This is a genomic window from Nocardioides sp. WJ219, assembly GCF_058559815.1.
The window spans coordinates 407494-431961 of the sequence record NZ_JBZUJV010000001.1; the positions used below are offsets into that span (position 1 = coordinate 407494).

A 24468-nucleotide genomic window follows, 5' to 3' on the forward strand; every position below is an offset into this window, starting at 1 on the left:
GGTCAGTCTCCCTGAACCAGGTCGGCGGCGACCATGCGGCCGACGATCTCGTCGAACTCGACGGTGGGGGTCCAGCCGAGGGTGGTGCGGGCGCGGGTGGCGTCGCCGACGAGCTCGGTGGCGTCGGCGGGGCGGACCAGGTCGGCGTCGACGGCGACCAGCTCGGCCCAGTCGTCGATGCCGACGCGGGCGAAGGCGGCGGCCACGAAGTCGCGCACGGCGTGGGACCGGCCGGTGGCGATCACGTAGTCGTCGGGGGTGTCGGCCTCGGCGGCGCGCACGAGGGCGTCGACGTAGTCGGGCGCCCAGCCCCAGTCGCGGCGGGCGTCGAGGTTGCCGAGGGTGAGGCGGTCGGCGCGGCCCTGGCTGATGGCGGCGACGGTGGAGGTGATCTTGCGGGTGACGAAGTGGGGTGGGCGCCGCGGCGACTCGTGGTTGTAGAGCACCAGGCTCGAGGCGTGCAGGCCGCGGCGGCGGTAGACGTCGACCATCAGGTGGGCGTAGGCCTTGGCGGCGCCGTACGGGTTGAGGGGGTGCACCGGGGTCGACTCGTCCTGGGGTGCGGTCGCGGGCTGGCCGAAGATCTCGGCGCTGGAGGCCTGCACGAAGCGGGCCCCCACCCGGTATGCGCTCTCGAGCAGCGCGACCGCCGCGCCGCCGTTGACCCGGGCCACGAGGTCGGGCTGCTCCCACGACTGCGCGACCGACGAGATGGCCGCGAGGTTGTAGACGTGGTCGGGGGCCAGGTCGGCCAGCAGCGCCCGCGTGCCCTCGACGTCGGTGACGTCGCCGACGTGGGTGACGACGTCACCCGGCACGTCGACGACGGCGTCGTCGCGCAGCACGAGCGCGTGCACCTCGACGCCGCGGGCGAGCAGCGTCTCGGCGAGGTAGCCGCCGTCCTGACCGCCGACGCCGGTGACGAGCGCCCGGGTCACCAGCCGGTCCGGAAGGCCTCGATGTCGGCGTCCACCATCAGCCGCACCAGCTCGGCGAAGCCGACCTTGGGCTTCCAACCGAGCACCTCGCGGGCCTTGCTCGCGTCGCCGATGAGGTGGTCGACCTCGGCCGGGCGGGTGAACCGCTCGTCGAAGCGGACGAAGCGCTGCCAGTCGTCGATGGCGACGTGGGCGAACGCGGCCTGGACGAACTCGCGCACCGAGTGGGTCTCGCCGGTGGCGATCACGTAGTCGTCGGCCTCGGGCTGCTGCAGCATCAGCCACATCGCCTCGACGTAGTCGCCGGCGAAGCCCCAGTCGCGCTCGGCGTCGAGGTTGCCCATCACCAGCTCGTCCTGCAGCCCCAGGTGGATCCGGGCCACGGCCTGGCTCACCTTGCGGGTCACGAACTCCGGTCCGCGGCGTGGTGACTCGTGGTTGAACAGGATCCCCGACGAGGCGTGCATGCCGTAGGACTCGCGGTAGTTGACCGTCATGTGGTGCCCGAACACCTTGGCCACGCCGTACGGCGAGCGCGGCCACAGCAGGGTGCGCTCGTGCTGCGGGACCTCCTGCACCTTGCCGAACATCTCCGAGCTCGACGCCTGGTAGAACCGCACCCGGCTCGGGTCGTCGCCGGTGTGCAGGCGCAGCGCCTCGAGGAGGGTGAGCACGCCCTTGGCGGTCACGTCGGTGGTCAGCGTCGCCTGCTCCCAGGAGTAGGCCACGAACGAGACGGCGCCGAGGTTGTAGACCTCGTCGGGGTCGGAGTCGCGCAGCGCCCGCAGCAGGCTGGACATGTCGGTGAGGTCGCCGTTGTGCAGCGTGACGGTCGGCAGCAGCTCCTGGACCAGGTCGCGCTTGGGGTTGTTCTGACCGCGGATGACGCCGTGGACGGCGTACCCCTTCTGCACCAGCAGCTCGGCGAGGTAGAGGCCGTCCTGGCCGGTGATGCCGGTGATCAGCGCGGAAGGCATGGCGGTCAGTATGCGCCGCGGCACCGCGGGGCGTGCGCCCGGACCGCGGGGTGTGCACCACAATGGCGCGCATGCGAGGCATCATCCTGGCCGGTGGCACCGGCAGCCGGTTGCACCCGATCACGCACGCAGTGAGCAAGCAGCTGATGCCCGTCTACGACAAGCCGATGATCCACTACCCGCTGTCGACGCTGATGCTCGCCGGCATCCGCGACGTGCTGGTCATCACCACCCCGCACGAGGCCGAGCAGTTCGTGCGGCTGCTGGGCGACGGCTCCCGCCTCGGCATCTCGATCACCTACGCCGTCCAGCCGAGCCCCGACGGGCTCGCCCAGGCCTTCCTGATCGGGGCCGACCACGTCGGCGACGACCCGGTGGGGCTCGTGCTCGGCGACAACATCTTCTACGGCGGCGGCCTGGGCACCCGGCTGCGCCGCTTCGCCGACCTCGACGGCGCGGCGGTCTTCGGCTACCGCGTCGCCGACCCCACAGCGTACGGCGTGGTGGAGTTCGACGCCGGTTTCACGGCGATCTCGCTGGAGGAGAAGCCCGCCCACCCCCGCAGCCCGTACGCCGTGCCGGGGCTGTACTTCTACGGCAACGACGTCGTCGAGAAGGCCCGCGGGCTGCGGCCCTCGGCCCGTGGCGAGCTCGAGATCACCGACCTCAACCGGCTCTACCTCGAGGAGGGCCGACTCCAGGTCGAGGTGCTGCCCCGCGGCTCCGCCTGGCTCGACACCGGCACCTTCGACGACCTCAACGACGCCAGCAACTACGTCCGCGCCATCGAGGCCCGACAGGGCACCAAGGTCGGCGCGCCGGAGGAGGTCGCGTGGCGGATGGGCTACATCGGCGACGACGACCTGCGGGAGATCGCGGGCTCGCTGGCCAAGAGCGGGTACGGCGGCTACCTGCTCGGGCTGCTCGACGAGCCGCGCTGAGGGTGCTCGGCGGCTGGTGCAGGTTTCCCCGGTGCACCGGGGAATCCTGCACTCCGGGGCCGAAGCATCACCCCCGAACCGCCGGTTCTGCCCACCCGGCGTTGGGTCGAGGGCTGGTGCGAGCGGCGGGGTCCGACGCCGCCGTCCGAACCCCTCGCCACCCCCGGCTCCCCCCGGCTCCCACCCCCGTTCGGCACTCCCACCTGACCCCGAATGACCAGACGCACCGAGCCGTCGGGCGGAGGCGCCCACGGCGGCGGGCGAGCACACTCGTCGTGATGGTGCTCCTGCCCATCGGAGCCGGGGAACCGGCCACGAGGACGAAGGCGAGCCGCGGCGCGGGTCTACCCGTGCCTGCGCGCTCGGCGCGACGCCGACGACTGGAGGGAGGTCGTCGGCGCCGCGCGGGCGCGGACCGGCACCACAGGTCGCGCCACGTCGTGCCAGGTCGCGCCCGGCCGCGCCAGGCCGCCGGATAGCCTGCCGGGATGAAGGTCCTGGTCACCGGCGGAGCCGGCTACATCGGCTCGATCACCTGCAAGGCCCTCGAGGAGGCCGGCCACACGCCGGTCGTGCTCGACTCGTTGCTGAGCGGCCCGCGGGCCTTCGTGCGCGACCGGGCCTTCTACGAGGGCGACATCGCCGACCGCGCGCTGCTGCGCCGCGTCGCCGAGGAGCACCCCGACCTCGACGCGACCATCCACATGGCGGCACGGATCGTCGTCCCGGAGTCGGTCCAGCAGCCCTACCTCTACTACCGCGACAACGTCGCGAAGTCGCTCGAGCTCTTCGACGAGCTCACCGCGCTCGGGCTGCCGCGCGTGGTCTTCAGCTCCTCGGCGAGCCTCTACGCGACCAAGGACGGCTTCGAGGTCACCGAGGACGACCCGCTCGACCCGCCCTCGCCGTACGCGCGCACCAAGCGGATGATCGAGGAGGTCCTCGTCGACCTCGCCGCGGCCACCGACCTGCGGGCCGTGATCCTGCGCTACTTCAACCCGATCGGCTCCGACCCGGGGCTCGAGTCGGGCATCTACGTCAAGGAGCCCAGCCACGTGCTCGGGCAGCTGGTGCTGGCGGCGCGCGGCCAGAAGCCGTCGTTCACCGTCACCGGCACCGACCTGCCGACCCGCGACGGCACCGGCATCCGCGACTACATCCACGTCTGGGACCTCGCCCGTGCCCACGTGCGCGCGGTCGAGCGCTTCGACCAGGTGCTCACCGACGTCGACTCCACGTCCACGATCCTCAACGTCGGCGCCGGCGACGGCGTCACGGTGCGCGAGCTGGTGGCCTCCTTCGAGCGGGTCTTCGGCTCGGAGGTGCCGATCACCGAGGCCGGGCCCCGGCCCGGCGACGCCGTCGGCGCCTACGCCAACGTCGACCGCGCGGCGGCCCTGCTCGACTGGCGCACCGAGCTCGGCATCGACGACGCGATCGCCTCGGCGCTGGCCTGGGCCGACAAGCGCCAGGAGATCCTGGGCTACGAGTGAGGGTCGCCGCGGCGACGGCCGTCCTCGTGCTCGCGACGGGCTGCGCCGGCGACGGCGCGGACCGCGCGGCGCCACCCGACGCCCCGACCAGCACCGCCACCACCCCCACCGCGACCCGGCCGACCGACGAGCCCCGGCCGGACGCGAAACCGCTCGCCGGCCGGGTCGTCGTCATCGACCCCGGCCACCAGCTCGGCAACCGCAACTTCCCCGAGCAGGTCAACCGGGCGGTGCCGGCCGGCGGGCTCCGCAAGCCCTGCAACACCACCGGCACCTCCACCGACGGCGGCTACCCCGAGGCGACGTTCACCTGGACCGTCTCCCGGCTCGTCGCCCGGCGGCTGCGCGCCCTCGGCGCCCGCGTCACGCTCACCCGCACCACCAACTCCGAGCGCCGGTGGGGCCCGTGCGTCGACGCCCGCGGCCGCGCAGGCAACCGGATCGACGCCGACCTCAAGCTCAGCGTCCACGCCGACGGGTCCTACGCCGCCGGCGCCCACGGCTTCCACGTCATCCGCCCGCCCGACCGGGCGCCGTGGACCGACGACATCTGGCGGCCCTCGCGCCGCCTCGCCCTCGACGTACGACGGGCGCTGCGGCGGGCCGACGTCCCGGTGTCGACCTACACCGCCGGTGGCGACGGGATCGACGTGCGCGCCGACCTCGGCACCCTCAACCTCTCCGACGTCCCGACCGTGATGGTCGAGCTGGGCAACATGCGCGCCGACGTCGACGCCCGGGCGATGACCCGCCCCGCCGGCCGGGCGCGGTACGCCGGCGCGCTGGCCGCCGCGGCCCGCGCGTTCCTGCGCTGACCGACCTGGCCACCGGTCTGGCCAACGGTCTGGCTACCGGTCGGTAGGGTCGGGCCATGCCACTCGACCCGGGGACCGCCGCACTGCTCCAGCTGATCGAGGCGGCGCCGTACCCGCCGATGCACGAGAGCTCGCCCGAGGACGCGCGCCGGGCGTTCCGGGCGATGACCGTCGACCTCGTGACGCCCGAGACGCGGGTGCCGGTCGGCAGCGTGGAGGACCTCACCGTCGGCGGGCGCCCCGCGCGGCTCTACCGGCCCGAGGGGGATGGCCCGGTCCCGACCCTGGTGTTCCTGCACGGCGGCGGGTTCGTGATCGGCGACCTCGACACCCACGACCAGACCTGCCGCCGGATCTGCCGCCAGGCCGGGACCGTCGTCCTCGCGATCGACTACCGGCTCGCGCCCGAGTCGCCGTTCCCGGCCGCGGTCGAGGACGCGCTGGCCGCGGTGTCCTGGGCGGCCGACCACGACGCCGAGCTCGGCGGCAGCGGCGTCCTGGGGGTCGGTGGCGACTCCGCGGGCGGCAACCTCGCCGCGGTGGCGGCCCAGGCGCTGCGCGACCAGGTCGACGCCCAGGTGCTGATCTACCCGGCCACCCACATGGCCGGCGACTACCCCTCCCGCACCCGCAACGCCGAGGGCTACTTCCTCGACATGCCCACGATGACCTGGTTCGCGGGGCACTACCTGGGCGACGCCACCGACCTCGAGGACCCCCGCCACTCGCCCCTGCTCGGCGACCTCACCGGGGTCGCGCCGGCGCTGGTGGTCACCGCCGAGTACGACCCGCTGTGCGACGAGGGCGAGACCTTCGCCGACCGGCTCGCCGGGGCCGGCGTCGCCGTTGACCGGGTCCGCTACGACGGCCTCGTGCACGGCTTCATCGACATGGGCCCGATGAGCCCCGCCGCCGACGCGGCCCTCGACGACGTCGCCGCGCGGATCGGCGCGCTCCTGCGCGCCTGAGCCGAACCCCGCGTGACGATCGGCACAGGGCACTACAGTCGGCGCTCGTGGACGAGCAGTGGTGGGTGCGCCGCGCGGTGCTGGCGGTCGTCGCGGTCGTCGGCGTCGTCACCGCGGTCTTCGCCACCGTCTCGGTGCTCTCCGGGGACGCCCCCTCCGACAGCGAGGCCCCGACCGAGGCCGGCGAGGCCGTCACGACGTTCGTGCCCTCGGAGCCGGAGGTCTCGGACGGGCCGCTCCGGCTCGGCGAGGTGCTGGTCGCCGGCCGGTACGGGTCGCCGGTCGAGCGCCCCGCGCACAGCCTGGAGTCCTTCGAGCTCGCCGTCGAGGCCGGCGTCGACCACCTCGAGGTCGACGTCGTCGCCACCTCCGACGAGCAGCTCGTCGCCCTCACCGACCACGAGCTGAGCGCCGCCACCGACGTCGCCGACCGGGCCGAGTTCGCCGACCGCGAGACGACCAAGGTCGTCGACGACGTCGAGGTCACCGGCTGGTTCTCCGAGGACTTCACGCTCGAGGAGCTGCAGACCCTGCGCCTGGTGGAGCCCGAACCCGAGCTGCGCCCCGGAAACACCTCCTACGACGGCGAGCTGGGGGTGGTCGGGTTCGACGACCTCCTCGTCCGGGTCCTGGAGCTCTCGGAGGAGCAGGGCCGCGAGATCGGGCTGTTCGTGCACCCGCAGCGGCCGACGTACTTCCGTGAGGCGGGGAAGCCGATCGAGCCCGCCCTGGCCAAGGCGCTGCGCAAGGCCCGCCTGGTCATCGAGCCCGAGCTGGTCACCGTGGAGTCGGCCGACCTCGGGGTCCTGCGACGGCTCGAGGACAACCTGGGCGACAACGTGCTCTCGGCGTACGTCGTCGACGCCGCGTCGGCCGACCGTCTCGAGCCCGAGGCGCTCGACGAGCTGCCCGACACGATCGACGCGGTCGTGGTGGAGGTCGACGCCTTCGAGGGCCGAGAGCCCTTCGAGCTGGCCGAGCGGCTCCACGAGCGTGACCTCGCCCTGGTGGTCACGCCCATCTCCTACGAGAACGCCCGGCTCGCACCCGGGTTCCGCACCGGCGACGACCCGGCCGCCCGCGGCAACCTGCTGGCCCAGGTCACGGGCCTGCGGGACATCGGCGCCGACGTGGTCCTCGCCGAGTCGCCGGCCGAGGTCGTCGAGGCCGTCGACGACCTGGCGGCCGAGGAGCCGGAGGAGGACTAGGCCGGGTTCGCGGCCGACCCGGGCGCGCGCACCGGCAGCCGCCGCATCGCGTCGAGGACGGCGACCACGTGCGGCACCTCGTGGGTGCGGTAGACGCCGGTGCCGCCGAGGTGGGCGAGCACGGCGAAGACGCCCTCGGCGCCGCGGAACTGGTCCTCGAACAGCTCGAACGAGTGCGGCAGCTGGTGGCAGACCGGGACGCCGAGCCGCCGCAGCCGGAACGAGCCGAGCAGCACGGCCGTCTGGTGCTGCACCCGGGCGAGCTGGTCGGTCGGCGAGAACGCGAACCCGAGGCCGGGGTCGATCGCGATGCCCCGGACACCGCGGGCGCGGGCGTCGTCGATGCGGCGGGCGAACTGGTCGAGCATCCGCGGGACCGGGTCGGCGTCGTCGACGGTGCGGTCGAGGTCGCGGGCGTGGGCGCCGAGCACGTGGCACAGCACGACGGTGGCGCCGTGCTCGGCGGCGAGGTCGAACATCGCGGCGTCCTCGGCCGAGCCGGTCAGGTTGAGCACCTGCGCGCCGGCGGCCAGGCAGTCGGCGACCACGCCGGGTTCGTAGCTCTCGACCGAGACCGTGAGGCCCGCCGCCGCGAGCTCCTCGACCACCGGCACCAGCGTCGCCCGCTGGCCCTCGGCGTCGACGCGGGCGGCGGTCGCCTTGCTCGACTCGGCGCCGACGTCGACGACGTCGGCGCCCTGGGCGGCCAGCACCTTGCCGCGACGTACGGCCGTCGCGCGGGAGACCACGACGCTCTCGCGGTAGGTGGAGTCCTGCGACAGGTTGACCACCCCCATCACCACGGGCCGGGCGTCGGTGTCGAGGACCCGGTCGCCGACCCGCAGCGGCTCGACGGGTCGGTCGAGGTCGTCGGCGTGGTCGGAGGCGAGCCGGGCGAGCCCGGAGAGGCTGATCACGGCCGTCAGGCTCCCACGGACGACCCGTCGGCCCGCACGTAGCGGTTCATCAGGAAGCCCTCGGCGGTCAGCACGTGCTCCAGCCCGAAGCCGATGACCTCGTCGAGCCCGTCGGTGCGCGAGGCGTGACCGAGGCCGGCGAACGCGGGGGAGAGGGTGATGTCGGCCTCGTCGACGAGCCCGGCGCGCACCATCGACTCCAGCAACCGCGGCCCGCCCTCGCAGACCACGCGACGCAGGCCGCGCTCGAGGAGCGTGTCGAGCACGAAGTGCGCCGGTACGTCGTCGCCTGGCGCGTGGACGACGGTCGCGCGGGCCTCGCGGGCCCGGGCCAGGGCTTCGGCCGGGGGCCGGGCCACGGTGAGCACCAGGGGCTCCTCGGTCGAGCCGGTGAACAGGTCACCGTCCCACGGCAGGTCGAGCGAGGGGCTGACGACGGCCACGACCGGTGCCGGGCGCTGCCCGGCCTCGCGCCGGGTCACCGCGTCGGCGGGCTTGGTCAGCAGCGCGCCGTAGCGCTCGGCGCGGATCGTGCCGGCCCCGACGAGCACGGCGTCGGCCAGGCGTCGTACGGCGTCGAAGACGGCCTTGTCGACCGCCGACGAGATCGACCCGCTGAGCCCGTCGGGCCCGGCGCTGGCGCCGTCGAGCGTCGTCACCATCATCGCGCGCACCCACGGCCCCGACGCCGGCCAGGGGTACGCCGCCAGCACCGCGTCGTCGTCGAGCTCGCCGCGGCGCGGACCCCAGATCATCTCCACCCGTCCGAGGCTAGGCGCAGCGGCAGCTTCCGCAGCCCACCCCGTGGTCACTGTCGGTGGACAGGCCTAGGGTGCTGGACAGCCCGGTCGTGCGGCCGGGCAGGGAAGGGAGCCCCCCGATGCGTCACACCCGCCTCGCCCGCCTCGCCGTCGCCACCACCGTGGTCGCGGCCGTGGGCCTGCTTCCGGCACTGGCGTCCTCGGCCGACCCGTCGACGTCCGCCGTGCCCGACGACCCGGCGTTCCGCCCGGTCAGCGGCTTCGAGCCCACCGGTGCCAAGGTGCGGGTCGACCCCGAGCGCTTCGTCGCGGTGCGGGTCGACCTCGGCGAGGTGCGCGACCGCCTCGCCGACGCGCCCGCCGAGGGCAGCGGCGGCGGCACGGTCTTCGCCGTCCCGACCCCCACCGGCGACACCGAGGACTTCTCGGTGACCCGCACCGAGGTGCTCGCTCCCGGGCTCGCGGCCGCGCACCCCGAGATCGCCACCTACACCGGCCACGCCGTCGACGACCCCACCACCACGGTGGCGCTCGACGTCACGCCGATGGGCTTCCACGCCGCGGTCCGCGGTCCGCAGGGGCAGCGCTCCTGGTACGTCGACCCGGCCCACGACCGCCGCGGGACCACCACCCACCTCGCCTTCTACGGCGCCGCCACCACGCGCCCGGAGGAGGCGTTCGTCGAGCGCCAGGCACCCGAGCTGCGCCGCGAGGTCCTGCGCCGCGACCGGACGGCGCAGTCCCGCGCCGGCGGGGCCGTCGTCGAGAAGCGCTACCGGCTCGCGCTCACCTCCGACCCCACCTACGCCACCTACTTCGGCACCGACAACGTGCTGGCCGAGAAGGCCACGCTGATCAACCGGGTCAACCAGATCTACCGCCAGGACCTCGCGATCACCCTGCAGCTGATCAACGAGACCGACCAGCTCAACTTCGACACCGCCGCCGAGGCCACCGGCCCCGACGGCCCGTGCGGCGGCGAGCCCTGCTTCCGCACCGTGGTCGACCCCGGCGCCCCGCCCGCCGAGCAGTACGGCGACCTCGACTTCTGCTCCACCGAGACCCTCGGCCGCAACCGCGTCGTCCTCGGCCAGGTCATCGGCGCCGCCGGCTACGACGTCGGACACATCGCGCTCGGCAACAACGGCGGCGGCGTCGCCTACCTCGGCGTCGTCGGGGCCGACTACAAGGGCGGTGGCTGCACCGGCCTGCCCGAGCCGAAGGGCGACTTCTTCGCCATCGACTACGTCGCCCACGAGCTGGGCCACCAGTTCTCCGGCAACCACACCTTCAACGGGGTGCAATTCACCTTCGAAGGCGTGCAGTACGCCTGTGCCGGCCCCAACCGCAATGGCGGGACCTCCGTCGAGCCCGGCTCGGGGTCCTCGGTGATGGCCTACGCCGGCCTCTGCCTGCAGGACGACCTGCAGCCCCACACCGACCCCTACTTCTCCTTCCAGACCCTCGACGAGGTCAACGGCTACACCCGCACGTCGCTGCCGCCCGTGGTCGAGGTGCAGACCGTCTCGCTCAGCGGGTTCGGTGGCCCGGGCTCGAGCTTCGACCTCGGCTTCGGCGACCAGCCGCCGGTGACCATCACCGCGGGGGCCTACGACGCCGCGACCGTCGAGGCGGCCGTCGAGGACCTCACCGGCCGCGACGTGACCATCGCCGGCTGGGGCTACGACCCCTACGGCGACTACGAGGTCTACCCGGCGCCGCTCACCCCGGTCGGGCCGACCGGCTTCCAGGTGATCTTCGCGCCGAGCCCGGCCCCCGACGTCGCGGGCGACCACGTCGACGTCCCTCCGCTGACCTACGAGGGCGGCAGCGCCGGGGTCGACGGGTTCGTCGGCGAGACCGCCACGGGCGGTGCGGCCGACAACGGCGGCGACGACACCGTCACCACCGACGACCGGGCGCCGCGGGTGGTCTCCACCAGCGTCACCCGCAGGCTCCCGATCCGCACCCCGTTCCGGCTCAGCGGCCGCGCCGCCGACCCCGACGGCGACCGCCTGGTCCACCTGTGGGAGCAGGCCGACCGCGGCCTCGACGGCAAGGGCACCTCCCTGGTCAGCAACCGCAAGATCTACGGCCCGCTGTTCCGGGTCTTCGGCACCGCGGCACGGGTCAGCGACGAGGCCTCGCTCGAGTCTCCGTCCCCGGGCCAGAACATCGCCGGCCGCAACGGCACCCGCTACTTCCCCGACCTCGCCCAGGTGCTCTCGGGCAACACCAACGCCCGCACCGGCACCTGCCCCAGGGTCGCGCCCCTGCCCGACGACCTCGACGACTACGTCCCGGTCCGGCCCGCGGTGGTCGAGTGCTTCAGCGAGTACCTGCCGACCAAGGGCTACCTCGGCACCCAGGGCGCCGGCAAGCGGGTCATGCACTTCCGCTACACCGTCCGAGACCAGCGCGGCGGCGTGGCGACCCGCCGGGTGACGATGCGGGTCGTGCCCTCGGCCGGGCCGTTCCTGGTCACCTCCCAGTCCCGCAAGGGCATCACCAAGGCGCGTGGCACCTCCCTCGACGTGCGCTGGAAGGTCAACGGCACCCGCAAGCTGTCCGAGCGGGTGACGATCTACCTCTCCACCGACGGCGGCACCACCTGGAACCGCACCCTGGCCGGCGCCACGGCCAACGACGGCGCCAAGCGGGTCACCCTGCCCCGCGGCGTCCGCACCCAGCGGGCCCGGATCATCGTGGCCGCCGCCGGCAACCACTTCTACGCCGTCAGCCCCCGGACGTTCCGGATCCGCTGATCGCTGTCCTCGACGGTTGTCGGGAACAACCGTCTCGCCGCTCGTGTTCAATCCTTTCGTGACCTCCGACCCCCCCGACGACTCCCGCCGGGTGTCGCTGCTGCTCGGGCTGCTGTTCGGGCTGGCCGGCATGGGTTCGTCGTCGGCGGCGGTCGCGGTGCCGCTGATCGCCGACGACCTCGGCACCAGTGCCGGCGTCGCGACGTGGACGATCAGCCTCTACGCGCTGATGCTCGCGGTGACCACCGCCGTCTACGGCCGGGTCTCCGACCTGATCGGCATCCGGATCCCGCTGCTGGTGGGGGTGGGGCTGATGACGGCCGGGGCGGTGCTGGCTGCCGCGGCGCCGTCGTTCTCGGTGCTGCTGCTGGCCCGGTTGGTCCAGGGCGCCGGCGCGGCCGCGGTGCCGACGCTCGGCGTCGCCGTGCTCAACGGGCGGTACGCCGGCCCCGTGCGTGGCCTCGCCCTCGGCCGGCTCGCGGGGGTCGCCGCGGCCGTGAGCTGCCTGGGTCCCCTGGTCGGCGGGGTCGTCGAGCACGCCTTCGGCTGGCGGGCCGTGATGGCGCTGCCCGTGCTCGGCCTCCTGGTCATCCCGGTGCTCTGGCCGGCGCTGACCCGCGACGGCACCGGCGCGCGCCTCGACCTGGTCGGGGCCGTGCTGGTGGCGCTCACAGCTGCCGGGGTGGTGCTGCTGGTGCAGTCGCCGTCGACCGGCCTCGTGGTCGCGGTCGCCGGGGTGCTGCTGCTGGTGCTCGGGGCGCCGGTGACGGCGGCCTGGGTACGCCGCCGACCCCACGGGTTCCTACCGCTGGAGGTCGTGGGCAACGGCTTCGTGGTGCGGACGGCGTCGTCGGCGGCGGCGGTGCCGGCCGCCTGGTTCGCCCTGCTCGTCGGGGTGCCGGCCGTGCTCGTCGGGGACGGCTGGGAGCCCTGGCAGGTGGGCCTGCTCCTGCTGCCCAGCGCCGCGGTCGCGCTCGTCGTGCCCCGCTTCGCGGGCCGTGCCATCGACCGCTTCGGCCCGGCGCGGGCGGTCGCGGTGTCGGGCGCGGTGGCCGCGGTCGCCCTGCTGGTGGCCGCGCTCGGCGCGTCGCTGACGTCGGCGCCGTTGCTCGCCGTCGGCGTGCTGCTGGTGACGATGGCCTTCGGCCTGGGCCAGCCGGCGATGACCGCCGCCGTCGCCGACGCGGTCGAGCCCGACGTCCGCGGAGTGGCGCTCGGCGTGGCCACCCTCGTGTTCCTCGTCGGCGGCAGCATCGGCTCGGCGATAGTCGGCGGCCTCGGCGACGTGGTCGGCGTCGACCGCAGCCTGGCCGTGCTCGCGCTGCTGCCGCTCCTCGGCCTGGCCGTGCTCGCCCCCGAGCTCCGCTCCAGCCGGAAGGCCGCTCTGCGAGAGTGACGCCCATGCGCGTCGGGATGACCCTGCCCGTGATGGAGCCCGACCTGTGGGCCCGCGGTCCGGAGACCCTGGAGGCGTGGGCGCGCGCCACCGACGAGGGACCGTTCGCGTCGCTCTGCTTCGGCGAGCGGATGGCGTTCGACAACCCCGAGACGCTGACCCTGCTGGGCGCGGTGGCCGCGTGGACGTCGCGGGTGCGGCTGGTGACCACGGTGGTCGTGCCGCAGCTGCACGACCCGGTGCTGCTGGCCAAGTCGCTGGCCACCGGCGACCAGCTGGCCCGGGGACGGCTGACCGTGGGTCTCGGTGTCGGCGGCCGCGAGGAGGACTACCGCGCCGTCGGTGCCGACACCGCCACCCAGACCAGGCGCGGCATGGCCGAGCGGGTCGCCGTGATGCAGCGGGTGTGGCGTGGCGAGCCGGTCACCGAGGCGGTCCGCCCCGTCGGACCGCCGCCGGTGCAGGAGGGCGGCCCCGAGCTGCTGGTCGGCACCATGGGACCCCGGACCATCCGCAGCGCGGCCGTGTGGGCCGACGGCCTGGCCGGCGTCACCCTCGACCTCGACCCGGTGGCGGTCGGTGGGCTCTTCGACCTCGCGCGCTCCGCCTGGGCCGACGCCGGCCGGCAGCCGCCGCGGCTGACGACGTCGTTCTGGGTCGCCCTCGAGCCACCGACGGGTGCCGATGGGAGCGCCCGCGCCCAGGTCCACCGCCACCTGCGGCACTACATGAACTGGCTGCCGGCCGACCTCGTCGACGCGATGGCGCCCACCACGGGCTTCGCCGGGACCCCCGCCGAGCTGCGCGCCGTGCTGCGGTCGTTCGCCGACGTCGGCGCCGACGAGGTGCACCTGATCCCCACCGGGTCCGACGTCGACCAGGTGCACCGCGTCGCCGAGGTCGTGGCCGACGTCGTGTAGACAGGGGCGATGCGCCTGCGCGTCACCGCCGTCCTGACCGGCCTCGTGCTGGGGGTGACCGCCTGCGGGAGCGGGTCCACCCCCGACCGGGCCGAGCCCGCGGCGTCCGGTCGCAGCACCAGTGCCACGACGTCACCGTCGCCGACCCTCGACGCCCCCTCGCCCGCCCCGGTCGAGGAGCCGTCGCTGACCGACCTGCGGCGCAAGGCCCAGGCCCAGGCGGAGCGCCAGCAGCGCCGGCGCGACCAGCTGCGCCGCACGCTCGAGGAGCAGCGTGCCGCCCGGGCTGCCCGGGCCGCCCGGGCCGCGCGGGCCGCGCGGGACGCCAACCCTCTCGCCGGACGCCCCTGGGGCGTCTACCAGGGTCCGCAGGAGATGGTGTGGGAGCCCTACGAGCGCTCCCGTGGCGCTACCCGTGCCACGCTCGCCAAGATCGCGCTGCGACCCAAGGCCAAGTGGATGGGGGACTGGATCCCCGTCGGCGAGATCTTCCAGAAGACCCGCGACTACATCCGCGTCTCCCAGGCCGGCGACCCGGCGAAGCTCGTGCAGATGTCGATGTTCCGGATGGTGCCGTGGGAGCACGACGCCTGCCGCCGGCTGCCCACGGCGGCCGAGCAGGCGTCGTACAAGCGGTGGACCGACAACTTCGCCCGCGCGATCGGGTCGACGCACACCGCGGTGATCCTGCAGCCCGACGGGCCGTTCGCGCTGTGCGCCCCGCGCGGCTCGCGGCTGCCCTCGCAGCTGATCGCCTACTCCGCCCGCAAGCTCGGCGCCCTGCCGCACACCAGCGTCTACATCGACGGCGGCGCCGGCGACTGGCCCTCCGCCAGCGGTCAGGGCGGGGCGTCCGCCGCGGCCGACTTCCTGGTGGCCGGCGGCATCCGCCACGCCCGTGGCGTCGCGCTCAACAGCACGCACTACTCCCCGACCGAGGCAGAGGTACGCCGCGGCGCCGAGCTGGTCGCCGAGCTCGCCGAGCGCGGCCTGCCCGGCAAGAAGGTCGTGATCAACACCAGCAGCAACGGCAAGGGCTTCGAGTTCGGGACGTACACCGGCCCCGACCCCGACAACGCCTACCCGTGCCGCAGCCGGACCGACACCCGCACCTGCGTGGCCCTCGGCATCCCGCCGACGACCGCCGTCGGTGCCGACCGCTGGGGCCTGCCCGACGACGTCGAGCGGCTGGCGCGCCGGCACGTCGACGCCTACCTGTGGTTCGGTCGGCCGTGGCTCTACCGCCAGAACGAGCCGTTCCAGATGGACCGCGCCCTGGCCATCGTGCGCAGCTCGCCGTTCGGGTGACGGCTACCCGTCCGCCGCGCCGGCGGCCAGGTCGGCATGCTCGTCGCGCAGCTGGCGCTTGAGGATCTTGCCGCTGGGGTTCTTGGGCAGCCCGTCGGCGACGACGACGTACTTGGGCGTTTTGTAGCCGGCCAGGACCGACCGCGAGTGGGCGATCACGTCGTCGGGCGCGAGCTGCTCGCCGTCCTTGGGCACCACGACCGCGACCACGGCCTCGACCCAGCGCGGGTGGCTGACGCCGAAGACCGCGACCTCGGCGACGCCGGGCATCGTGTAGACGGCTTCCTCGACCTCGCGGCTGGCGACGTTCTCGCCGCCGGTCTTGATCATGTCCTTCTTGCGGTCGACGACGTAGAGGCGGCCGCCGTCGTCGAGGTAGCCGAGGTCGCCGGAGTGGAACCAGCCGTGCGCGAACGCCTCGGCGGTCTTCTCCTCGTCCTTGAAGTAGCCCAGGGTCGCGTGCGGCGAGCGGTGCACGATCTCGCCGACCTCGCCGGGCGGGAGCGGGTCGACCGACGCGCCGTCGGGGTCGACGACCCGGGTCTCGACGTTGAGCGACGCGCGACCGGCCGACCCGGGGTGGGAGAGCTGCTCGTCGGGGCCGAGCGAGGTGGCCAGCGGCGCCATCTCGGTCTGGCCGTAGAAGTTCCAGAGCCGGACGGCGGGCAGCCGCTCCTGGATCTCCTTGAGCACCTCGACCGGCATCGGCGAGGCGCCGTAGTAGCCCTTCTGCAGCGACGACAGGTCGGCGTCGTCGAAGCCCGGGTGGCGGAGCAGCGCGATCCAGACGGTCGGCGGCGCGAAGAACTTCGTCACCCGGTGCTCCTCGACCGCGCGCAGGATCGCGGCCGGGTCGGGTCCCGGGAGGACCACCGAGGTGGTGCCGAGCCAGACGTCGGGACCGAGGAAGACGTCGAGCTGGGCGCAGTGGTAGAGCGGCAGCGTGTGCAGGTCGACGTCGTCGGGCCGGTAGTCGCCGTCGAGGGCGCAGCTGGCGTACTGCCACATCAGGGAGCGGCTGCTGAGCAGCGCCCCCTTGGGTCGCGACTCGGTGCCGGAGGTGTACATCAGGCGGACCGGGTCGTCGTCGCCGACGAGCACCGCCGGCGGCACGCCGGCGTGGTCGAACCAGGTCTGCGCGTCGACCCACCCGTCGGGCACGTCGCCCCCGGTCAGCCGGACGACGGCCCGGGTCGGCACGTCGTGGTCGAGGCCGTCGAGGGCCTGGGTCGCCACCTCGAGGAGCGCGTCCTCGGCCACGAACGCCGCGGCCTCGCTGTGGTCGAGGATGAAGGCCACCTCGTCGGCGCCGAGCATGAAGTTGATCGGCACCAGCACCACGCCGACGCGGGCGGTCGCGAAGACCAGCACGGCGTACTGCCAGGAGTTGTGGCAGAGCAGCGCCAGCTTGTCGCCCGGACGCAGGCCGGCGTCGGCGATCGCCGCGGCGGCCCGGTCGACGACGGCGCCGAGCTCGGCGAACGTGTACGACGTGTTGCCGTCGACGAGCGCGGGCTTGTCGGGGAAGCGCTGCGCCGTACGCCGGGGCAGGTCGCCGAGCGCGTGCTGACGGGCGGTGCTGACCGGGTCCGGGAGCGGCGTCATGCCCCCGAACCTACGTCGTCGGCCTCACTCCGGCAGCGCGCACTCGTCGCCCTCGCAGCCGGGGGCGACACCTCCGGCGGAGACCATCTGGATCGGGGACCGCTCGGCCCAGGCGCGCTCGAGCAGCTGGGCGAAGACCTCGGTGGCCTGGGCGCCGCTGACGCCGAACTTCTGGTCGACGACGAAGAACGGCACGCCCGTAGCGCCGTACGCCGCGGCCTGGGCGGCGTCGGCCGCCACCTCCTCGGCGTGGGCGTCTCCTGCGAGGACGGCGCGCGCCTCGCCGGCGTCGAGGCCGGCGGCGGTGGCGAGCTCGACGAGGACGTCGTGGTCGGCGAGGTTGCGGGCCTCGACGAAGTAGGCGTTCAGCATCGCCTCCTTCAGCTCCGCGCGGCGGTCACCGGCGGCGTGGAGGAGCCGGTGGGCGTCGACGGTGTTGAGGTGCAGGCCGTCGGCGTGCCTGGTGAAGTCGAGCCCGACCTCGGCCGCGACCTGCTGCACCTGCGCCATCATCTGCCGGGCGCGGTCGGGGCCGCCGCCGTACTTGCGGCCGAGCATCTCGGCGACGTTCTCGGTCGGCTCGGTGGGCGCGGACGGGTCGAGCTGGAACGAGCGCCACACCACCTCGACCTCGTCGCGGTGCTCGAAGCCGGCGAGGGCCTCCTCGAGCCGGCGCTTGCCGATGTAGCACCAGGGGCAGACGACGTCGGACCAGATCTCGATGCGCATGCGGGGAGAACCGCCGGCGCTGCGGCGGTGTTCCCGCCTCAGCCCGACGCCAACGCCGCCCGCAGCGCGCCGACCTGCGCGAGCGGGGGGTCGTAGCCGGGGAAGTAGCAGCAGACCCGGTCGGTGAGGTCACCGAACCGGCGGACGAGCTCGGCCGCGCAGTCCTCGGGGGTGCCGCGGACGGCGAGGGTCTCGAGCATCTCGTCGGTGACGAGGGCGGTCATCGCGGCGACGTCGCCGGTCTTGGACAGTGCGTTCAGCCGCGGCTGCAGGTCGCCCCACCCCTCGATGTCGAGGACCGGCCGGTAGGCCGGGGTGGAGCCGTAGAAGGCGAGCAGCATCCGGACGCCGGCGTCGGCGGCGGCCTGCTCGTCGGGGGTGCGGCCCATCGCGGTGATGGCCTGGGGGTAGATCGCGACCTCGGTGCGACCGGCGGCGGCGAGTCCCTCCGAGACGGCCGGCAGGGTGCGCCCGCGCACGTGCCGGTGGCTGTGGAACGGCATCACCAGCAGGCCGTCGGCCACCTCGGCGGCCGTGCGGGTCATCAGCGGGCCGAGGGCGCCGAGGAGCACCGGCGGTGCGCCGTGGGGGTGGGGGCCGGGCACGAACGTCGGCGGCATCAGCGTGTGCTGGGTGTGCTCGCCCCGGAAGTCGAGGCGGGTGCCGTCCTGCCAGGAGGCGAGGATCGCCTTCGTCGCCAGCACGATCTCGCGCATCCGCGCCGCGGGCGGCGACCAGGTGGCGCCGTACCGCTTCTCGACGTGCACCTTGATCTGCGACCCGAGGCCGAGGCGGAACCGGCCGCGGCTCATCAGCTGCAGGTCCCAGGCCGCGTGGGCCAGGTGCACGGGGGAGCGGGGGATCGCGATCGCGACGTTGGTCATCAGGTCGGTCTCGACCACCTGGGACGCCACCGCGAGCGGGAGGTACACGTCGTGGGGGCCCTCGAAGGTGAACAGGCCGTCGACCCCGGCCCCGACGAGCTCGCGGGCCCGGTCGGCGACGGCGTCGGGACGGGCGTCGAGCTGGACGTCGAGGAGCACGACGAGGTCAGGCGGCGCTCGGCCGGCCGGAGCCGCGCCCCAGCACCACCGCCGTGAGCAGCAGGACGGCGGCGACCACGCGGAGCACGGCGTACGTCGTGGGCAGCGGACCGGTGGCGTAGGCCTGCAGGATCGTGGGGTCGTCGCCGATCAGGAGCTGGGCGCGCGCGGAGGTCAGCGTGGTGGCCGGGATGAGCAGCAGCACCGCGCCGAGCGCGGCCGGACGGGCCCAGACGTGGGCCCGCATCCGCTCGAGGCTCCACACCGTCAGCGCGAGCCACACCACCGCCTCCGCGGTCTGCGCCACCAGCTGCACCCACGCCTGCGTCTCTGCCCCCATGTCCGGACCCTACGTCGGGTCTGGGGACGTGATCATCGCCGACGTGGGGGATCGGGGATCGTCGTACGGGCTCGCCGACGCTCGCCCGGCTCCGCTACTTGGTGCCCTTGCGGGCCCGGCTCGCGGTCTTGGCGCGCTCGTTGGCGTCGAGGACGACCTTGCGGATGCGGACGGCGTCGGGGGTGACCTCGACGCACTCGTCGTCGCGGCAGAACTCCAGGCACTGCTCCAGCGACAGCTTGCGCGGCGGGATCAGCTTCTCGAAGTTGTCGGAGGTGGCGGACCGGATGTTGGTCTGCTGCTTCTCCTTGGTGATGTTGACGTCCATGTCGTCGTTGCGGGAGTTCTCGCCGATGATCATGCCCTCGTAGACCTCGGTCGTGGGCTCGACGAACATCGTGCCGCGCTCCTGCAGCGAGGTCATCGCGTACGCCGTGGCCGCGCCCTTGCGGTCGGCGACCAGCGAGCCGTTGTTGCGCGAGCGGATCTCGCCGGCCCACGGCTCGTAGCCCTCGGAGATGCCGTGGGCAATGCCGGTGCCGCGGGTGTCGGTGAGAAACTGGGTCCGGAAGCCGATCAGGCCGCGCGCCGGGACCAGGAACTCCATGCGCACCCAGCCGGTGCCGTGGTTGGTCATCTGCTCCATCCGGCCCTTGCGGGCGGCGAGCAGCTCGGTGATGGTGCCGAGGTACTCCTCGGGCGCGTCGATGGTGAGGCGCTCGAACGGCTCGTGCAGCTTGCCGTCGATCTCCTTGGTGACCACCTGCGGCTTGCCGACGGTGAGCTCGAAGCCCTCGCGACGCATCTGCTCGACCAGGATCGCCAGCGCCAGCTCGCCGCGGCCCTGCACCTCCCAGGCGTCGGGACGCTCGGTGGGCAGGATGCGCAGCGACACGTTGCCGATGAGCTCGGAGTCGAGGCGGTCCTTGACCAGGCGGGCGGTGACCTTGCCGCCCTTGACCCGGCCGACCAGCGGCGAGGTGTTGGTGCCGATCGTCATCGAGATGGCCGGCTCGTCGACGTGGATGAGCGGCAGCGCGACCGGGTTCTCCGGGTCGGCGAGGGTCTCGCCGATGGTGATCTCGGGGATGCCCGCGATGGCGACGATGTCGCCGGGGCCGGCGGACTCGCCCGGCTGGCGCTCGAGACCCTCGGTGACCAGCAGCTCGGTGATCTTGACGTTCTTGACGTCGCCGTTGCGGCGCATCCAGGCGACCTGCTGACCCTTCTTCAGGGTGCCCTCGTGCACGCGGACCAGCGCAAGCCGGCCGAGGAACGGGGAGGCGTCGAGGTTGGTGACGTGGGCCTGCAGGGGCGCGCCCTCGGTGTACTCCGGGGCCGGGATGGTGTCGAGGATCGTCTTGAACAGCGGCTCGAGGTCGGTGCCCTCGGGCATGGTGCCGTTCTCGGGCGCCGAGAGGCTGGCGATGCCGGCGCGACCGGAGGCGTAGACGACCGGGAAGTCGAGCGCGTCCTGGCTGTGGGAGTCGTCGAGCAGGTCCATGAACAGCTCGTAGGTCTCGTCGACCACCTCGGCGATGCGGGCGTCGGAGCGGTCGGTCTTGTTGACGACCAGGATCACCGGCATGTCGGCGTTGAGCGCCTTGCGCAGCACGAAGCGGGTCTGGGGGAGCGGACCCTCGGAGGCGTCGACGAGCAGCACGATGCCGTCGACCATCGACAGGCCGCGCTCGACCTCGCCGCCGAAGTCGGCGTGGCCGGGGGTGTCGATGATGTTGATGACCATCGGCTTGCCGCCGCCCGCCGGGCCCTCGTAGTGGACGGCGGTGTTCTTCGCGAGGATGGTGATGCCCTTCTCGCGCTCGAGGTCACCGGAGTCCATGACGCGGTCGGCGACGCTCTCGGCCTGGTGGGCGGTGAACGCCCCTGCCTGGCGGAGCATCGCGTCGACGAGGGTGGTCTTGCCGTGGTCGACGTGGGCCACGATGGCGACGTTGCGGAGATCGGCGCGGGTGGTCATCAGCTGGTACGGCGTCCTGTCGGGTCGGGGTGAGAGCGGCCCGGAGGCCTTGTCGAGTCTAGGTGCGCCGCGCCGCTGGGCCGATTCGTCGGCGTCGGTGTGACGACGGTCTCGCTGCCCGCGGTGGGTGCGGGACGTCGGCGGTCGGGGGTAGACAGGTCGCATGTCTCGGACGCACTGCTCCTTCCTGCCACCCCACCTGCTCCGCCGGCTGGCCGCGACCGACCTCGCCGCGGCCGCGACGCTCGCCACCGACGAGCAGATCCGCGCCGCCCGCGCGGCCGCCGGGCCCGGCGGCGCCCCCGTCCCGGGCCGGGTCGCCGCCGATCCCGCCTGGACGGTCCACGACGCCGGCGGCGCCACGGACCTCCCCGGCCGCCCGGCGCGCCGGGCCGGCGAGCCGGCCACCGGTGACGCCGCCGTCGACGAGGCCGCCGACGGCGTGGCGGCCTCGCTGGCCCTGCTGTCGGAGGTCTTCGGCCGCGAGTCCTACGACGGCGCCGGCGCGCCCGTGCTGGCGACCGTCCACTACGGCCGCGACTACGTCAACGCGTTCTGGGACGGCGCGCAGCTGGTCTTCGGCGACGGCGACGGCACGCTCTTCGAGCGGTTCACCAAGCCGGTCGACGTGGTCGGGCACGAGCTCGCCCACGCCCTCACCGAGCACACGGCCGGGCTGGTCTACCAGGGCCAGCCGGGCGCGCTCAACGAGTCGGTCTCCGACGTGGTCGCGGCCTGCCTGCTCCAGCGGCTGCGCGGCCAGAGCGCCGCCGAGGCCGACTGGCTCATCGGTGCCGGGCTGTTCCGCCCCGGCGTCGCGGCGCGCGGGCTGCGCGACATGCGGGCGCCCGGCACGGCCTACGACGACCCCCGCCTGGGTCGCGACCCCCAGGTCGGCCACCTCGACGACTACGTCGAGACCAGCGACGACAACGGCGGCGTCCACCTCAACTCCGGCATCCCCAACCGCGCCTTCCACCTGGCCGCGGTGGGCATCGGCGGTCGCACGTGGGAGGGCGCCGGCCCGATCTGGTACGCCGCCCTCACCGGCGGGGCGGTCGGTCCCGACACCGACTTCGCCGGGTTCGCCGCGGCCACGGTGGCGGCCGCCGGCGAGCACGCCGAGGCGGTGCGCGAGGCCTGGACCCAGGTCGGGGTCGCGCCGACCGGGCGACCCCGGGTCCGGGTCCGGCGCAGCGGCGGGTTCGTCGGGCGCACCGTGGAGGGCGAGGTCGACCTCGACACCGACGACGACCGGGTGCCCGAGCTGCGCGACCTGCTCGGCCGGACCGCCGCCCTGCCCCCGCCCGCCGCGTCCCCCCACCCCGACGGCTTCACCTACGAGCTCGACCTCGACGGCCGCACCGCCCGGCTCACCGACGGCGACCTCGATCCCGACCTGCGGCGGCTCGTCGAGCTGGTGCTGCGCGACACCTGGGCGTGACGGCCTCGACGCCCGGCGCGCCTCAGCCCAGGGCGAGGTCGAGCGCGGCGTCGACGTGCAGCGTCGTGGCCGGGAACAGCGGCAGCTCGACGTCGTGCTGGCGCACCAGCAGCTCGAGCTCGGTGGAGCCGACGACGAGGCCCTTGGCGCCGGCGTCCCACAGCTCGTCGACGAGGCCGACGAGCGTGCGCCGCGAGCCGTCGAGGACCCGGCCCTGCAACAGCTCGTCGTAGACGATCCGGTTGACGGCCTCGTGGTGCGCGGCGTCGGGCACGTGGACGGTGAGGCCGTGCGAGGCGATCCGGTCGACGAAGAAGCTGCGGGACATCGGGAACGCGGTGGCGAGCAGTCCCACCGAGTCGAGGCCGCGCGCCACCACCGCGTCGGCGATGACGTCGCCGAGGTGGAGCAGCGGGATCGAGACCGCGGCCTCGACCTGCTCGGCGACCCGGTGGAACGTCGTGGTGCACAGCAGCAGGAAGTCGGCCCCGGCCGCCTCGGCCTGGCGCCCGGCCGTGGCCAGCACCTCGGCCACGTCGTCCCACCGCTCCTGCTGCTGCAGGGCGGTCAGCTCGGCCAGGTCGACCGAGACCAGCACCGTCCTCGCCGAGGACAGGCCGCCGAGGCGTTGCCGCACGCCACGGTTGAGCGCCTCGTAGTACACGGCGCTGGACTCCCAGCTCATCCCGCCGATCAGCCCGATGGTCTGCATGACCAAAACCCTATCGAGCGTCGGAGTCGGTCGACTGGCGGTCGACCTTGTGCTGGGCGGCCTGGGCGCGGGGGCGGATCACCAGCTCGTCGACGTTGACGTGCCGCGGGCGGGTGACCATCCAGGCGATCGCGTCGGCGACGTCCTCGGCGACCAGGGGCTCGGCCACGCCGGCGTACACGGCGGCGGCCCTGTCGGCGTCGCCGTCGAAGCGGACCATCGCGAACTCGTCGGTCCGGACCATGCCGGGGGCGACCTCGCAGACGCGCACGGGCTGGTCCCACAGCTCCAGGCGCAGCGTCTCGGTGACGACCTGGGTGCCGTGCTTGGCGGCCGTGTAGCCGCCGCCGCCCTCGTAGGCGACCCGCCCGGCGGTCGAGCCGACGTTGCAGATGACGCCGGCGCCGTCGTCGGCGCGCAGCAGCGCGGGGAGGAGCGCGCGGGTGACCTGCACCAGGCCGATCACGTTGACGTCGTACATCCGGCGCCACTCCTCGACGTCGGCCTGCGCGACCGGCGACGCCCCGAACGCGCCACCGGCGTTGTTGACCAGCACGTCGAGCGTGTCGCCGACGGCGGCCGCCAGCGCGTCGACGGAGGCGGCGTCGGTGACGTCGCAGGTCACCGCCGTGCCGCCGATCTCGGCGGCGAGCGACTCGATCCGGTCGGTACGACGCGCGGCGCATACGACGTGGAACCCCTCGGCGGCGAGGGCGCGGGCCGTGGCGGCCCCGATGCCGCTGCTGGCCCCGGTCACGACGGCCGTGCGCCGGCCCTGGGTGGCTTGGCTCATGTGGGCGATCATTCCCGGCCTGGCACACTGTGCGGTCGTCGGGTCGGGTCCAGGGGGGTGCGCGGGTGCAGTCGGTCACGCTGGGTGCCGCGCTCCTCGGGGGGATCTGCCTGGCCGCCAACCTGTACGTCGACGGGCCGGCGCTGTCGTGGGCCGGCCTGCTCCTGCTCGCGGTCGCGGTCGCCGCTGCCGGGGCCCGGCTGGTGCGCGCGCCGTGGCTCGCCGCGGTCTGCGCGGCCGGCTCGGTGGGCCTGGCGTGGTCGGTGCTGGCGGTGCTCCACGAGGCCGCGCCCGACCGCGAGACCGAGGCCGTCGTCGGTGGCGTGGCCACGTTGTGCGTCGCGATCGGCGTGGTCCGACGGCCGGCTCCGGCGGCGTCCGGGAATCATCGGTCCTGACGCGGGGTTGCGGTGC

At 74.1% G+C, this 24468-nt stretch carries 22 protein-coding genes; 11 read left to right on the forward strand and 11 right to left on the reverse strand.

Annotated features, from left to right (window positions below):
• Positions 1 to 2: 2 nt before the first annotated feature.
• Together AC4MBH_RS01930 and gmd are read right to left on the reverse strand one after the other, a co-directional pair.
• On the reverse strand, positions 3 to 938 hold the full coding sequence (locus AC4MBH_RS01930) for a GDP-mannose 4,6-dehydratase (protein ID WP_491792644.1): 936 nt from the start codon (positions 936 to 938) through the stop codon (positions 3 to 5).
• On the reverse strand, positions 935 to 1915 hold the full coding sequence (gmd, locus tag AC4MBH_RS01935; RefSeq protein ID WP_491792645.1) for a GDP-mannose 4,6-dehydratase: 981 nt from the start codon (positions 1913 to 1915) through the stop codon (positions 935 to 937). Before gmd ends, AC4MBH_RS01930 begins: the two co-directional genes overlap by 4 nt.
• Before the next feature lie 71 nt (positions 1916 to 1986).
• Here gmd and rfbA point away from each other — a divergent pair, with 71 nt between their 5' ends.
• The 5 genes from rfbA to AC4MBH_RS01960 all read left to right on the forward strand — a co-directional run bounded on the left by rfbA (position 1987) and on the right by AC4MBH_RS01960 (position 7340).
• A complete protein-coding gene (rfbA, locus tag AC4MBH_RS01940) occupies positions 1987 to 2856 on the forward strand; it encodes a glucose-1-phosphate thymidylyltransferase RfbA (RefSeq protein ID WP_491792646.1) in 870 nt (289 codons plus the stop codon).
• Between the two features lie 488 nt (positions 2857 to 3344).
• On the forward strand, positions 3345 to 4349 hold the full coding sequence (gene galE, locus AC4MBH_RS01945; protein ID WP_491792647.1) for a UDP-glucose 4-epimerase GalE: 1005 nt from the start codon (positions 3345 to 3347) through the stop codon (positions 4347 to 4349).
• On the forward strand, positions 4346 to 5164 hold the full coding sequence (locus AC4MBH_RS01950) for an N-acetylmuramoyl-L-alanine amidase (RefSeq protein WP_491792648.1): 819 nt from the start codon (positions 4346 to 4348) through the stop codon (positions 5162 to 5164). Before galE ends, AC4MBH_RS01950 begins: the two co-directional genes overlap by 4 nt.
• Before the next feature lie 56 nt (positions 5165 to 5220).
• The gene (locus tag AC4MBH_RS01955) at positions 5221 to 6132 is read left to right on the forward strand and encodes an alpha/beta hydrolase (protein ID WP_491792649.1); all 912 of its coding nucleotides are present in this window, start codon (positions 5221 to 5223) and stop codon (positions 6130 to 6132) included.
• 47 nt (positions 6133 to 6179) lie between these two features.
• Positions 6180 to 7340 (forward strand): glycerophosphodiester phosphodiesterase family protein, encoded by a 1161-nt coding sequence (locus AC4MBH_RS01960; RefSeq protein WP_491792650.1) that lies wholly within the window; start codon positions 6180 to 6182, stop codon positions 7338 to 7340.
• Here AC4MBH_RS01960 and AC4MBH_RS01965 read toward each other — a convergent pair.
• A complete protein-coding gene (locus AC4MBH_RS01965) occupies positions 7337 to 8257 on the reverse strand; it encodes a dihydropteroate synthase (RefSeq protein WP_491792651.1) in 921 nt (306 codons plus the stop codon). The two genes, AC4MBH_RS01960 and AC4MBH_RS01965, sit on opposite strands and share 4 nt — an antisense overlap.
• A gap of 5 nt (positions 8258 to 8262) precedes the next feature.
• Positions 8263 to 9012 (reverse strand): dihydrofolate reductase family protein, encoded by a 750-nt coding sequence (locus AC4MBH_RS01970; protein ID WP_491793056.1) that lies wholly within the window; start codon positions 9010 to 9012, stop codon positions 8263 to 8265.
• 125 nt (positions 9013 to 9137) lie between these two features.
• On the opposite strand from AC4MBH_RS01970, the gene AC4MBH_RS01975 reads away from it, so the two are divergent.
• From AC4MBH_RS01975 to AC4MBH_RS01990, 4 genes are read left to right on the forward strand one after another with little or no spacing between them, the layout of a single operon-like run.
• A complete protein-coding gene (locus AC4MBH_RS01975) occupies positions 9138 to 11783 on the forward strand; it encodes a reprolysin-like metallopeptidase (RefSeq protein ID WP_491792652.1) in 2646 nt (881 codons plus the stop codon).
• Between the two features lie 58 nt (positions 11784 to 11841).
• Positions 11842 to 13179: an MFS transporter gene (locus AC4MBH_RS01980; protein WP_491792653.1), complete on the forward strand. Its 1338-nt coding sequence runs from the start codon at positions 11842 to 11844 to the stop codon at positions 13177 to 13179.
• Between the two features lie 5 nt (positions 13180 to 13184).
• Entirely contained in the window at positions 13185 to 14099 is a 915-nt protein-coding gene (locus tag AC4MBH_RS01985; protein WP_491792654.1) for an LLM class flavin-dependent oxidoreductase, read from the forward strand.
• A 9-nt stretch (positions 14100 to 14108) separates the two neighbouring features.
• A complete protein-coding gene (locus AC4MBH_RS01990; RefSeq protein WP_491792655.1) occupies positions 14109 to 15407 on the forward strand; it encodes a glycoside hydrolase family 6 protein in 1299 nt (432 codons plus the stop codon).
• Between the two features lie 3 nt (positions 15408 to 15410).
• Here the strand turns inward: AC4MBH_RS01990 and AC4MBH_RS01995 are convergent, their stop codons facing one another.
• The 5 genes from AC4MBH_RS01995 to typA form a co-directional block, all read right to left on the reverse strand.
• Positions 15411 to 17012, reverse strand: coding sequence for a fatty acyl-CoA synthetase (locus AC4MBH_RS01995; protein ID WP_491792656.1), 1602 nt, complete (start codon positions 17010 to 17012; stop codon positions 15411 to 15413).
• Between the two features lie 24 nt (positions 17013 to 17036).
• Complete coding sequence (locus AC4MBH_RS02000; protein WP_491792657.1) at positions 17037 to 17741, reverse strand: DsbA family oxidoreductase; 705 nt, start codon at positions 17739 to 17741, stop codon at positions 17037 to 17039.
• A 38-nt stretch (positions 17742 to 17779) separates the two neighbouring features.
• Complete coding sequence (locus tag AC4MBH_RS02005) at positions 17780 to 18784, reverse strand: TIGR03617 family F420-dependent LLM class oxidoreductase (protein WP_491792658.1); 1005 nt, start codon at positions 18782 to 18784, stop codon at positions 17780 to 17782.
• Between the two features lie 7 nt (positions 18785 to 18791).
• Positions 18792 to 19124 (reverse strand): hypothetical protein, encoded by a 333-nt coding sequence (locus AC4MBH_RS02010; protein ID WP_491792659.1) that lies wholly within the window; start codon positions 19122 to 19124, stop codon positions 18792 to 18794.
• A gap of 94 nt (positions 19125 to 19218) precedes the next feature.
• A complete protein-coding gene (gene typA / locus AC4MBH_RS02015) occupies positions 19219 to 21105 on the reverse strand; it encodes a translational GTPase TypA (protein ID WP_491792660.1) in 1887 nt (628 codons plus the stop codon).
• A 163-nt stretch (positions 21106 to 21268) separates the two neighbouring features.
• On the opposite strand from typA, the gene AC4MBH_RS02020 reads away from it, so the two are divergent.
• Complete coding sequence (locus tag AC4MBH_RS02020; RefSeq protein ID WP_491792661.1) at positions 21269 to 22549, forward strand: protealysin inhibitor emfourin; 1281 nt, start codon at positions 21269 to 21271, stop codon at positions 22547 to 22549.
• 22 nt (positions 22550 to 22571) lie between these two features.
• Here the strand turns inward: AC4MBH_RS02020 and AC4MBH_RS02025 are convergent, their stop codons facing one another.
• Both AC4MBH_RS02025 and AC4MBH_RS02030 read right to left on the reverse strand, forming a co-directional pair.
• On the reverse strand, positions 22572 to 23261 hold the full coding sequence (locus tag AC4MBH_RS02025; protein WP_491792662.1) for an aspartate/glutamate racemase family protein: 690 nt from the start codon (positions 23259 to 23261) through the stop codon (positions 22572 to 22574).
• 10 nt (positions 23262 to 23271) lie between these two features.
• Complete coding sequence (locus AC4MBH_RS02030) at positions 23272 to 24054, reverse strand: SDR family oxidoreductase (protein WP_491792663.1); 783 nt, start codon at positions 24052 to 24054, stop codon at positions 23272 to 23274.
• Between the two features lie 65 nt (positions 24055 to 24119).
• Here AC4MBH_RS02030 and AC4MBH_RS02035 point away from each other — a divergent pair, with 65 nt between their 5' ends.
• On the forward strand, positions 24120 to 24452 hold the full coding sequence (locus AC4MBH_RS02035; protein WP_491792664.1) for a hypothetical protein: 333 nt from the start codon (positions 24120 to 24122) through the stop codon (positions 24450 to 24452).
• Positions 24453 to 24468 lie beyond the last annotated feature (16 nt).